The organism is Sphingomonas adhaesiva (assembly GCF_036946125.1).
Taxonomy (GTDB): domain Bacteria; phylum Pseudomonadota; class Alphaproteobacteria; order Sphingomonadales; family Sphingomonadaceae; genus Sphingomonas; species Sphingomonas adhaesiva_A.
Genome location: NZ_JAQIJT010000002.1, coordinates 2063693 through 2076805, shown reverse-complemented (window position 1 = coordinate 2076805; position 13113 = coordinate 2063693). Strand labels below are relative to the sequence as shown.

Below are 13113 nucleotides of genomic sequence, written 5' to 3'. Positions count from 1 at the left end.
GTCAGCGGCGCAGCAGCGGCTGCCGCCCGTCGCCGACGATCGCGAACGCCGACCAGTAGAAGGGGTGTGAGGTTTCCGCGCGGTCCATCAGCGCACGCTGCCCCGTGGCGAGCGCGTCGGCGATCGAGGTGCCCGGCCTGGCGGCGAACAGCGTGCTGACCAGTTGCTGCGTGGCGCCGTAATCGTCGGGGATCGGCCAGTGGCTGGCGACGACCGTCCGCGCGCCGGCCCCCACGAAGGCGCGGACCAGCCCGTCGAGCGCGAAATTGCCGCCCGTGGTCACCCCGGCCTCGCGCGTGGCCTCGATCGTGGCCATGCCCGCGGTGTCGCAGGCGGAGAGGATCACGACATCGGCATCGAGCCGCAGGTCGAAGATCTCGCGGAAGCTCAGCAGCCCGTCCGACCCCGCCCCCCCGAACGACGTCAGCAGGGCGGGCCGTGCCGGGCAGATCGGGCGCGGCGCGGTGACGAGCCCGTGGGTCGCGAAATGCAGGATGCGATAGTCGGCCAGGTCGCGGCGAGCCTCCACCGCGGTGTCGCTGAACGCCGCGCCGGTGACGATTTCGCCGCGGCGATCGCCCAGCGCGTCGCGCGCATAGCGCAGTTCCGCCGCCGAAATGGGGTTGCGCCACGCGGCGAGCGGCCAGTCGCACTCGCCGCGCGCCGCGACCGGGGCGAGCAGGCTGGCGACGGCTGCCGGGGGCGCGTTCTCGCCGAAGCCCAGGTACGCCTTGCCCCCGCGCGACGGCGCGGCGGCGCGAACGTCGACGAAGGCGCGCGGGGACACCGCGGTCGTCACCGTCCGGTCGCGACCCAGCCAGGCGACGCCGCGATAGTCGAACGGGTCCGCGCCCGGTGCGCTCTGACGGCGGCGATAATCGGCCAGCCCCGCGTCGCTTTCGACCAGCAGGTTCATGGGCAGCTGGAGCAGCGGCCCGTCCGGCTCGTAGACGAGGCTGCGCACCCCCGGCAGCAGGTCGCCGACCGGCCCCAGCAAGATGGTGTGGAGCCGTCGCGCGCGGTCGAGATCGAACGGCGACACGATGCTGCGCCCGTCGGTGACCGTCACGACGCTGGCGCGTAGGGCCGCGACGTCACGCCCCAGCTTCGCCAGCGTCGTGTCGAGGCGATAGGCGCGCAGCGTCGTCGGGGTGACGAACGCGGCGTACAGGTCGCTGCCGACCGCGCGTACCAGCAGATACGCCTCGTCGGGGCGGAGCGCGGCGCGCAGCGTCGCCAGGTCGGCGGCGTCGCTGATCGTCGCGCGAAAGCGCGGATAGGCCGCCAGCTGTGCCGTGACGCCGGTCTGCTCCCGCTCCAGCGCATCCAGTCGCGCGCGCGCGGCGGCGGTCGCGGTGGTGTCACCCGCGGACGACAGGCGCGCCACCTCGCCGGAGGCCTGCGCCACCTGTCGCGTCAGGTTGATCGACTGACGGAACAGCGCCGCGGCGCGGTCGTCGCCGGCGGACAGTTCGCGGGCGAACACCGCCTGCGTCTGCGCCACGCCGGGGCGGACCAGCACCTGCGCGGCGTCGAACAGCGCGGCGGCGGCGGCGGGATCGGTCCCCGCGCGCCGCGCCAGCGTGGCGAAATAGGGGGCGAGCAGGTCGCGCAGCGTCGCGGCCGAGCCCGGCGTGTCGCGAATCTGCGCCACCACCTCGGCATAAAGCGTGCTGGCCCGCGCATCCTGACCGCGCCGCGCCAGGAATCCGGCCAGCCGGGCGCGGGCCGTCAGCGCGGCGCTGGAGCGCGGATAATCCGCATCCAGGATCGCCACCGCTGCGGTCAAAGCGCGCTCGGCGGCGGGATAGTCGCCCCCGGCTTCGCGGATCAGCGCGGTTTCGGTCTGCGCCTCCGACCGGATGAACGCGGCGGAGGCCACGCGCCCCTCGCGTACCGCCGCGATGGCACGGCCGGCTTGCTCCAGCGCCAGCAGCGCATCGGCGTAGCGCCCCTCCATTCGCAACGCGACGCCGCGCAATTGCGCGGCCTGACCATCCAAGATCGCGACGCGTTCGCTGGGGAGCAGCCCCGGCTCCACCCCGGCCAGGCGCCCCAGCACGCCGTTTTCCGCATTGATCTGCGCGGCGAGGGCGGCGTCGATCCGCCCGGACGTCAGCGCATCGTCGGTCCCGCGATCCACCAGCGGCAGCGGCGCGTCGAGCAACGCGCGCGCCGCAGCGGATTCGTGCCGGTTGAGCGCCTCCATCGCGCGATAATTGCGCAGCAGCCGCGCGGTGACGACGTCGCCGGGCCGGATCGCGGCATCGGCGCGCGCGAACAGCCGCCGCGCGCCGGCACGATTGCCCAGATTGGACTGCTGCATCGCCTGGCCCAGCAGATATTCCGCCGAGCGATCGACATCGCCGGCCCGCTGCGGCCGGTCGGACAGGCTGGCGAAGAACTCCGCGGCCTCCGCGAAATTGCCCGCATTGTTGCGCTCATACGCCTGCGACAGCGCGGCGGACGCATCGAGCGCGCCGGCCTGTGCGCGGGCAAAGGCGGCGGGATCGCCTGCCGCGGTGGCCGCGACCTCCACTGCGCCCTCCGCGGGGCGATCCGTGGCGAGCGATACCAGCCCCAGCCGCAACGCCGGATCGTACCCGGCCAGTCCGATCGCGAGCAGCTGCGTGCGGCCATGCTGCACCGCGTACAGGCGATACGGCAGCCCGGTCGTTCCCCCGGTACACTGGCTGACCGCGACCGCCCCGACCTTCGCGATCGTCTCGCGCGTCGGGGCGATGCAGGTCAGCGGCTCGCCGTTGCTGCGGGTCACGACCGCGCTGCGATCCTGGGGGCCGCGCAGCGCGTAGAGACGCCCCACCGGCGCGGCGGCATCGCGGCAGGTGATCGCATAGCCGCGATCGAACATCCCCCCCAGCACGGGATCGCTCAGCCGCACCTGCGCCGAACACAGCACGCCCGACGTGCCGATGCGAAAGCTGGCGCGCGAGGACAGCGGCGCATCCGCGGCACCCCCCGCGCCGATCGACAGCGCGACCGCGGCCAGCATCCCCAGAATGCGGGTCATCGGCCGCCCTCCCTGTCACTGCGTTCTTCGGCCTCGGGATCGTTCGGATCCCACAGCGCCGCATTGCCGGCGCTGCCGACCGGATCGCCGATCCGCTGCGGCAGGTCGATCGCGGTGGTGTCGATCAGCAACTCGGTCCCGACCGTCAGCCGCGGGCCCAGCGCGCTGCTCTCCGTGCCGGTCAGCTTGCCGACGATCCCCTGCACGTCGGTCGGGATCGAGGCGACGATCGGCTCCTCCGACAACGCCGCCGCACCGAACAGACAGGCACTGGACGGCGTCAGCGCACATCCGTTGACCGTCGAGCCGGCGTCGAAGTCCGCGGCCGTACCGTTCGCGCCATCCCGCGCCAGCCGCACGACACGCCGCACGTCGCGGTTGGTCAGCAGCGTGCCGCCGTTCCGGATCGCGCCATAGACGATCGCGGTGGTCGCGCTGCCGCCTGCCGCGGTGGACGTCAGCGTCAGCCCGCCGTCCCCCGCCAGGATACCGGCCGCGGTCAGCGTGCTGCCGCTGTTCTGCACCGCGATCAGCCGCGCCGCGCCCAGGTCGATGCCGCCCGCGCGTACCACGCCACCGGGCACCGGCGTGGCATAGGGCGTGCCGGCCGCGGTCGCGACGGCGGCGGGGGACTGGCCCACGGCAGCGGTCACGAACGCCGGCGTACCGATCGCGACGTCGCCGCCGCGCAGCCGGAGCGTCCCCGCCAGCGCATCGCCGGTGCCCGTCACGCCGATCGACCCCGTATCGGTGCGCACGACGAGGTCGCGCGCCGCGGAGAGATCGATGCCCGATCGCGCATCGGCCGTCGTCATGCGGAGCGCACCCACCACCGCCAGCTGCTCCCCGGCGGCCTGCAACGTGCCGATGCGATCCCCCGCCACGGTCAGGGTGCCGATGACGGTGCGCAGCCCGGTGGCGGCGGTATCGCCGATCGACAGCGTTCCCGCGCGGATACGGCCGAACTCCGCCTGGTCGATCGCGAAGCCGCCCGCAGCGAGACCGTCCCCCAGCGAGAGGGTCGTCGTGCCGGGCAGGGGGGCGATCGTGATCGCGGTCGTGCCTGCATCCCCCAGCGTGCCCGCACCAGCGATCGTCAGGTCGTTGGCGGAGAGCGTAATGGCAGGCGCCGCGACGGCACCCGCAAGCGTCACCGTCGCGCCGGTCAGCGACAGCGTGCGCGTTGCCGCCACCCCGGCGGTGGATACCGCGCCGTCGGCGGCCACGCGCACGGCCTGCGCACCGACCGGGCCGGCGAACGTCACCGGCCCTGCGACGTTCGCACTCGACGAGTCGGCGAAGGACGCCGGCAGCGCCGTCGCGCTCGTGATGCGGTTCGCATTCGCGACGCCGCCGGCGAAGACGACACCGTCGGCGATGATCGGCCCCGCCGAAACGGCCCGTTGCGCCAGCAAGGCGAGGCTGCCGCCGACACGCGCGGGCCCGGTCACGCCAATCCCGCCCCCGCTCAACAGCAGCAGGTCGCCGCTCGTCGTCGCACCGCCCAGCGCGATGTCGCCGACCGCGAGAAGGGCGCCGCGGCCGGCGGTGACGATACGCCCCGTGATCGCCGCGCCGCTGTCGATCCGGAACTGGTCGCCTCCAGCGAGGGCGTCGAAGCGGACCTCGCCGGCAGCGGCGATGGCGATCGTCCGCGCGCCGATCGCACCGGCGATCCGCACGCTGCCGGGAAGCGGCGGCGATGGTGACCCGGTGGACGCCCCGTCGATACCGCCGATCCGCACCGCATTGCCCGCGCTCAGGCTGGCGGCCGACACGTCGCCCGCCGCGGTCAGCGCCACGTCGCGGCCGGCCGCGAGCGTGCCCAGCTGTAATCCGCCGTCACGCGCGGTCAGGGCGATGCTGCCGGGCGCGGCGATGTCGCCCACGCTCAGCGTGCGGGCCGACGTCAGGCGGATGTCCCCGCTCGCGCGCGGGGTCGTATCGACCGCGAGCGCGCCGGTCGCCAGCACGCCCCCCGCTTGCGCGACGACCGCGCCACTCCGCAGCGCGCCGGTCGACAGATCGCCCCCGGCGACGAGCGTGAGCGTGTCGGCGGCGGTCACGGCGTCGAAGGTCCCGGCGCGGCTCGCGGTGGCGGTCAATCCGGCGCCGCTGTCCAGCGGGCCGGCGGTGATCGCCGTCCCCGTCAGCGTCATCTCGCCGGTCGATCGTGCCGCGCGGGCGATGCTCAGTTGCCCGCCGCTCGTGGCGAGGGTCGCCGCGCCACCGCTGGCGAAGCTGCCTACGGTCAGGTCGCCGCCCGCCGACAGCGCCAGTGCACCCGCGGTCGCGATCGTGTCGAAGGTGGCGGCGCCGCTTGCGGAAGCGGACAGGCCGGCGGCGCCATTCAGCGCGGCGGCCGTGATCGTGCCGCCCTCCAGCGTCACGGCCCCGCTCGCCTGCGAACCGCGTGCGATCGTCAGCGGCGCTTCGCGTGCGATCAGCGCGGCCGTGCCGCCGCTTTGGAAGCTGCCGATGGTCAGGCCGCCGTTCGTCGTGAGCGTCAGGTCGCCGGACGCCGCCACCGTGTCGATCGAGGCGGTCCGAGCGACGTCGGCCCTCAGCCGTGCGCCGCTCCCCAGCGCCGCGGCAGCAAGCGTGTCCGCCACGAGGGTGAGGTCTCCGCCCGCGCGGGAGGCGCGCGCGATGGTGAGCGGCCCGCGCGCTGCCGTCAGCGCCGCGGCGCCGCCGGTCGCGAAGCTGCCGATGCTGACGCCACTACTTCCGTTCACGACCACGCCGGTGGCCGCCGTGATGGCGTCGATGGCCGCCGTCCCCGTGGTGGCGGCACTCAGCAGGCCGCCGCTGTCCAGCGCGACGGCCTCGATCGCGCTGGCGGAAAGGGTGAGGTCGCCCGCCGCACGCGACGCGCCGGTGAGGCGGAGCGGTCCACCCGTCGAGGCGAGCGATGCCGCCCCGCCGCTGGCGAAGCTGGCGAGGGTGATCGGGCCCCCCGCGGTGACCGACAGCGCTTCGTCGGTGGCGAGCATCCCGAACGTCGCGGCACCGCTTGCGGTAGCGGTCAGGCCAGCGGCGCTGTCCAGATCGACCGCGTCGACGACGCCGCCGGACAGCGTGATGCCGCCGCCGGCGCGCGACGCGCGCGCGATGCTGAGGCGCGCGCCGGTGGCATTCAGCACCGCCGCCCCGCCGCTGGCGAAGCTGTCGACGGTAACGCCGCTACCGCCCGCGATCGACAGCCCGGTACCCGTCGTGACCGTGGCGAAGACGGCCGGCCCGCTCGCGACGGCGTCAAGGCCGGCGTCGCTCTGCACGGCCGCGACATCGAGGGACGCGGCGGACAGGGTGATGTCGCCCGCCGCGCGCGAGGCGCCTGCGATACGCAGGCCCCCGGTGCTCGACGCCAGCGACGCGGTGCCGCCGCTGGCGAAGCTGTCGACGGTAACGCCGCTACCGCCCGCGATCGACAGCCCGCTACCCGTCGTGACCGTGGCGAAGATGGCCGGCCCGCTCGCGATAGCGGCAAGGCCGGCGTCGCTCTGCACGGCGGCGACGTCGAGGGACGCGGCGGACAGGGTGATGTCCCCCGCCGCGCGCGAGGCGCCTGCGATACGCAGGCCCCCGGTGCTCGACGCCAGCGACGCGGTGCCGCCGCTGGCGAAGCTGTCGACGATGACGCCGTTCCCCGCGGTAATCGCCAGCGCGTTCGTGCTACCGACCGTGGCGAAGGTCGCCGACCCGATCGCACTCGCCGACAGGCGGGCGCCGCTTTGCAGCGGTGCGGCGGTGATCGTGGCACCCGTCAGCGTGAGGTCGCCGGCGGCGCGCGACGCGCGCGCCACGTCGAGGCGCGCGCCGGTGGCGCTCACCACCGCCGTGCCGCCGCTGGCGAAGGCACCGAGCGCCACGTCGCCGCGCGTCGCGACCGCGAATGCGGCGGTGGTGGTCGCGCTGTCGATCGCGACCCGCCCCTCGCCGCCGATCGTGGAGGAACCGGCGCCGAGGGTGGCGATGGTGATGCCGTTGCCGCTGTCGAGGCGGACGTCGCCGGTCGCGGCGACGGTGGGGGCGGTGATGCCGCCGGCGGCGACGTCGATGCGGCTCGCCTGTATGCCGTTCGTCACCTGTGCGGCACCGCCCAGCCGCGTCGCTGCGGTTCCGACCTGCGCCAGCGGGGCAGGGACGCTGCCGAGGCCGGCGACGTTGCCGATCTTCGCGACGCCGCCGGCCCGAATGCCGGTCGCGGTGACGCCGTCCCGCGCGAGCATCACCACGTCGCCGCCGCCATCGAGCGTACCCGCGGTTAGGCCGCCACCGCGCGCGGCCAGCGCGACGCTGCCGGGTGCGGTGATGTCGCCGACGGCCAGCGCCTGGCCGGAAATCAGCGTGATGCTGCCGTCCGTCGCGCTGTTGGGCACGATCGTCGGCGCGCCGACCCGCAGCGCGCCGTCCGCCTGCGCCAGGATCGACCCGCCGCGCAGGCTCCCGCTGGTCAGGTCGCCGGTCGTGATGAGCCGGACCGTCCCTTGGGCGACGACGTCGCCGATGGTGGCGCTACCGGCGCCGAGCGCGACGTTGCGCGTTGCGGTGACGTTTCCTGCGGCCACCGTCCCGTTGCCCGCCAACGACACGTCGCTGCCCGTTACGTTGCCGATGTTGGCGGCATTGGCGGCGAAGACGGTGACCGTCGTCGGGCTGTTCAGGTCGAGCGCGTTCAGCGTTCCGTTACTGGACAAGGTGAGCGCGCCGGTGCGCATGGCGAGGTTCTGACCGACCTGGATCGCCCGGTTCGCACGGGCGTCCAGGGCGGCAAAACCGACCGGGCTGTCCGCGCGATTGCCGCCGACCGCCCCGATGGCCACCAGATCGTTGGCGAAGATCGTGGCATCGCCCAGATCGGTGGTCCCGCCGCCGCCGGTCGTGTCCGCGCGGACGCGCACGGTCCCGCCGGTGCCGGCTACGGTGCCCAGCGCCGAGCGTGCCAGCAGCAGCGAGGTTTGCAGCACGCCGATCGCGCCGCTGCCGCTCGCGACCGAGACGGTGCCGCCCTGCGGCGAGGCACCGAAAGCGTTGACGTTCATCGCGAGGATGTCGGTCGTCAGGCGCCCGGCGGCGACATCGATGCCCGCCTGTCCGCCTGTCGCGCTACGCGCGGTGACGCTGGTGCCGGGGGACTGGGCGGTGGCGATCAAACTCACCTGCCGGAAGGTGAGGTCGGCCGCCTCGGTCGTGGCGAGGGTGGCGGTGCCGGCGGAGGCCGTGCCACCCGCGCCTGCCCCGCCGAAAGCGGAGGCGACAAGCGACAAGACGCTGCGCGTCGCCGCGACGCCCGATGTCGCGGTCAGCCGTGCCGTGCCGCCGGTAGCGGCCCCGCCATCGATGCCGCTCCCCCCGGTTGCCTGCGCCCGTGCCAATAGCGCCAGACCGTCGGCGCTGGTCTCCATGCGGCCGTCGGCCAGCCGTATCGCGACGTCGCCTCCGAACGCGACCCCGCCGGTGCCGCCAGTGGCATCGCCACCGATGGCCTCGGCCCCGATCGTCCCGCTGGCGAAGCGCGCCACGCCGTCCGTTCCGGTGGCGAAGGTCGCAGTGCCGCCGTATCCTGCGCCGCCGGTTCCCGCACTTGCGGCCCCGCCGGTAGCGCGCGCGGCGACGACGGCGTCGGCAAACGTCAATGTGCCGTTCGATACGTCCGCCACGGCGGATCCGCCGCGGCCGATGCCGCCGCCCCCGCCACCCTTCGCAGCACCCCCCAGCGCGTTCGCGCCGAGAGTCAGTGCCTGCGAGACGGTGAGGGTGCCGCCGCTTACGCTCGCGCTCACCGCGCCTGCGGTAGCATCGCCACCCGCGGCGCCGTCGCCGCCCGTGACCCGCGCGCGCAGGGTGAGCGACGCCGCAGTCAGGTTACCCCTGACGACCCCGCTCGTCGAGCCGCCCTGCGCCGCACCGCCGGTTCCGGCTTGCGATGCGCCAGCGAGCGCATTCGCGGCCATGTCGATCCCGGCGGCGTTCAGCGTGCCATTGGTATCGACCGTCAGTGCCGACGTGCCGCCGGTGGCTGCGCCGCCCGTCGCGGTGCCGCTGCTCGCGCCGCCGACCGCCCCGGCGGTAAGCGAAATCAGGCTGCTCGCGGCGATCGTCCCGCCCGCGTTCACCGAAAGCGATGTGGAGCCGCCGAGCGCACTGCCGGCCACGGACTGGCTTCCCGACACCGCACCGCCGGTGGCATCACTCACCAGCGACAGCGTTCCGACGCGCAATGCCCCGTCGATCGCCGCGGTGACGGTGCCTCCGGTGGTACGCCGGGTGGCGGCGCTGCTGACGCCGAAGTCGGTCGCCGCCGCGGTCAGCGTCAGGCTGTCCGCCGTCAGCCCGGTGTCGCCCGCGAGCGAGAGCGTCGCGGTACCGCCCGTCGAACGGAGCGTCGCGGCATCGTTGGCGAAGCCGCCGTTGTCGAAGCCGTCGACGGACGCGTCGATGGTGATCGAACGCGCGGTGCTGGTGCGCCCGCCGCCCAGCGACAGCGAGGCATCGCCGCCGACGTTGGCAACGGTTCCGAGGCGGGCGTCGACGCGCGGATTGCCGAGCGCGGTGGCGTCGATCAGGACGCCGCGCGTGATGGTAAAAGCGCCGCCGCCATCGAGCGTGGCGATGCGGGCCGAGCCGCCGATGCCGCCATCGGGCCCACCGCCTCGCGCAGTGGCGAACAATTGATCCGCGGCGATCGTCCCGTCGTCGAGCGTGATGCGGACCGTGCCGCCGGTACCGATCGCCGATGCTCCGGCGCCCACATAACGCGACGCATTCAGCGCCCCGCCGCCCGACACGGCGATCGACGCCGTGCCGGCGCTGCCGGTCAGAGGTCCCTGACTGCCGGATGTGTAATCCGAGACGACGTCCACGGTCTGCGCCGTCAGCGTCGACGCCGTCACGGATAGTGACGCCTCGCCAGCCACCGCGGTCCATCCGGCCGGCAATATCCTTCCGACCGTGTCGGCGCGAACCCCAAGCTGGCCGCCGACGTCGAAGGTGCTGCCGTTCGAAACCTCGAGCCGCGCCGTCCCGGCAGTGCCATTGCCGAAAGATTGTATCCGGACCGATCCCGTCAGCGTCGACAACAGCTTGCCGTCGTCGATCGTCACGGTCGCTGAGCGGCCGCCGTAAAAATAGGCGCCCCCGCCCAAGGGTGTCGATACCGGCTGGGATCCCGGCGGTATCTCGGTGAGCGGAGTGCGGACCGTCAGCGCATTGGCCGCCTGCGCCGCGATCGGTGAGGTGATGTTGTCGAGCGTCAGCGAGATATCTGCCGTCCCCTGCGTGGGCAGGTTCATGCGGCTGACAATGGGCGTACTGGGGGCGACGGTGATCCCGCCGCCGGCCTGAAGGTAGATCGCGCCGTTCTCGACACTGACCGACGTCGCCGGGGTGAAACCCAGCCGGTCGGCATCGACCAGCATCGTGATCGCCTGGTTCTTCGGCACCGCGACCGCGTAGATGGCGCGATTTTGTCCGGCGGCGGTCGGCCCCTGGCCCGCGATCGAGCCATAGAGCTCCATCGACGAGCGGTTCTGGCCCTGATCGTCTGCCTCCCCGTCGGAGCCGACCGCGACCTGGATGTCGAACAGTCCCTGATCGATCGTCAGCGTCGCGGTTTCCGCCGCGACGAAGGCCGCGCCGCCGTTGACGCTCGTCGTGCCCCCGTGCCGGACGAAGGGCGCGACCAGCGCGATATAGCTGTTGTTGCGCGTCGCGGTCAGCTGCGCGCCCGGCTCGACCTCGATGCCCGGCAGTGCGCGATCCTGGTTGACGTCGGTCGCCAACACTAATCGCGACGTGCTGTTGATGACGCCGGTGCCCCCCGTGGGATCGGCGGTGGTCAGCAGCAGGCTGCCGACGTCGAAGGTCGCGCTGCTGCCGACGATGATGCCGCCGGGGTTGTAAAACCATACTGTCCCGCCGGGTGTCACGTTGCCTGCCGTATCGCGCAGTCGGCTGAGCACGGTGCCGTCGAACCGGATCGGCTGGATGCCGTTATCCTGGATCCGGTTCAGGACGGTGAAATCGGGCGTATTCGTGCCGTTCTGATAGACGACGGTGGTGTCGGGCCGCTGGAAATTGATGACGAAGCTGCTGTTACCGAACACTTGGAAGTCGAGTACCGCGGTCGGGGAGTCGATCGTGTAGACTTCGGTGCCGGGCGTCGTGACGCCGCGGTCATAGGTTACGGTGCCGGACGTGACCGTGGGATCGTTCGCGTTGTACGACGTCTGTGCTGCCGCGGGCGCGGCGACCAGCCCGGCGGCGAGCGCCATCAGCGATACCGCGGAGCCGTGCAGGTGCGGGATGCGGATCATCAGAGGCCTCCGAGGCGGGTCGTGATCGAGAGGAGCGCGCGCACCGGGCCGCGACGGGTCTGCAGCGCGGTGCGGTGCAGCGGCGCGGCCAGCGTCGCGTCGATCCGCATCCGGTTGGCGACCGCGGCGCGCACGCCGCCGCCGATCGAGACGAGCGATCCGTCGATGCCGCCGCGGTCGCGGTTCCACACCCGCGCGGAGTCGACGAACGCGAACGGCTGCATCACGATGTTGCGGTTGGGCAGCGGCGCGAACCGGGCCAGCCGCGCCTCCACCGTCAGCCCGACGCCCTCGTCCCCGATGATCGCGCCGGGATCGTAGCCGCGCCCGACCGTGTAGGTGCCGCCCGAGAATTCCTCGAAGCTGAGCAGCGGGGAGAAGGCGTATTGGAAGCGCGGCGCCGCGGTCAGGATCACGCGGCGGCCGAGCCCCATCTCGGCATAGGCGGAGCCGCGGATCACGGTGGCGGTGGCGTCGCCGTCCAGCCGGCTGAGCCCGACGCCGGAGGCCGGATCGAGTCGCGACGCGTGCAGGATCGCCAGTCCGCGACGCAGCTCCAGCGAATAGCTGCCACGCCATCCCGGCGCCGGGCCGGTGCGGACGTCCGTCGCATCCCCGTCGACGCGCAGATAGGCGATACGGATGCGGTCGCGGCTGAGCGCGAGGCCGTCGAAGCGCACCGTCTGATCGACCACGTCGAGCCCCGCCGCGCCGCGCAGATTGCCGCGCTCGGCACGGACGAACGGGAAGTTCGCCTCGAACGTGCCGAAATGCGTGTCCGCGCGGATCCGGCCCGCCGCGATTCCCGACGGGCGGCTCCACGCCCGCGTATAGCGTGCCGCGAAGCCCAGCCCTTCCGAGCCCAGCCTGACGTCGTGCGCCAGCTGCAGGATCTGCTGCTCGCGCGTCTGTGCGGTCGAATACAGCGATACGGTGGTGCGATCGCCCATCCCGGTCAGGCCGTAGAATTGCGCGCGCAACTGCCCGCCCCAGCGGCCGGTATCGGGCGCGGCATAGTTCTGGACGTTGACATCCATGTCGAGGACGCTGCGCCGGACGGTCACTTCGCCGATCAGCTCGCCGGGCACGGTACCCGCAGGACGCAGCGCCAGGCGCACGTCATACCCCGGCAGGTCGCGCGCCAGCAGCAGATAGCGCTCCGCCTCGTTGCGGTTGAACACCGGCTGGCGCGTCAGCTGCGACAGATAGCCCTCGATCAGACGCTCCGCGCGCCCGACATCGCCGCGCACGCGGATCGCGGTCAGCCGGCCGTAGATCACCTCGAACGCGACGCGCCCGTTCTCGATCTTCTGCACCGGCACCTGGATCGCGGCGAGATAGCCCTTGCGGCGCAGCACGGTCGCCGCGGCATCGCGAATGTCGCAGATCGTGGCGACCGGGCGGTCCGCGCCCAGCAGGTCGCGATACGCGGGCAACAATTCCTGCGGGGTGACGGGGCCCAGATTCGCGAACGCCGCCTCGGTGATGGTCACCCGCACCGCGGCATAGGCCGGGTCGGCGAGCGCGCAGGGTGCGCGTTCGATGTCGCCGGTCACCTCGACCCGCGGCGCGGGGGCGACCGGGGCCACCGGCGGCGGCGTCACTTCCTCGCGCGTGGGGGGAGGGGGCTGCAATTGCTGCGCCGCCAGCGGGGTGCCCGCCACCGTTCCCAGCGCCGCTGCCACGAGCGACACCCGATACATCCCCCGCCCCGTCACCACGTCCCGCCCCCGAGTCGCACCGCGTCGCGCCCCCTGCACGCGC

Annotated in this window: 3 protein-coding genes; all 3 read right to left on the bottom strand. The window is 73.3% G+C overall.

Features of this window, described 5'->3' with window-relative positions:
• Window position 1: 1 nt before the first annotated feature.
• Genes PGN23_RS16085 through PGN23_RS16075 form a run of 3 tightly spaced genes read right to left on the bottom strand, consistent with a single transcriptional unit; the run spans window position 2 to window position 13043 of the window.
• Entirely contained in the window at window positions 2-3031 is a 3030-nt protein-coding gene (locus tag PGN23_RS16085) for a CHAT domain-containing protein (protein WP_335304047.1), read from the bottom strand.
• Entirely contained in the window at window positions 3028-11349 is an 8322-nt protein-coding gene (locus PGN23_RS16080) for a beta strand repeat-containing protein (RefSeq protein ID WP_335304046.1), read from the bottom strand. The genes PGN23_RS16085 and PGN23_RS16080 overlap by 4 nt, the downstream gene beginning before the upstream one ends.
• The gene (locus PGN23_RS16075) at window positions 11349-13043 is read right to left on the bottom strand and encodes a ShlB/FhaC/HecB family hemolysin secretion/activation protein (RefSeq protein ID WP_335304045.1); all 1695 of its coding nucleotides are present in this window, start codon (window positions 13041-13043) and stop codon (window positions 11349-11351) included. The genes PGN23_RS16080 and PGN23_RS16075 overlap by 1 nt, the downstream gene beginning before the upstream one ends.
• Window positions 13044-13113: the final 70 nt, after the last annotated feature.

Bases quoted from the DNA above. Each gene is read 5' to 3' on its own strand.
- PGN23_RS16085 (WP_335304047.1), bottom strand. From the start codon at position 3,031: ATGACCCGCATTCTGGGGATGCTGGCCGCGGTCGCGCTGTCGATCGGC.
- PGN23_RS16080 (WP_335304046.1), bottom strand. From the start codon at position 11,349: ATGATCCGCATCCCGCACCTGCACGGCTCCGCGGTATCGCTGATGGCG.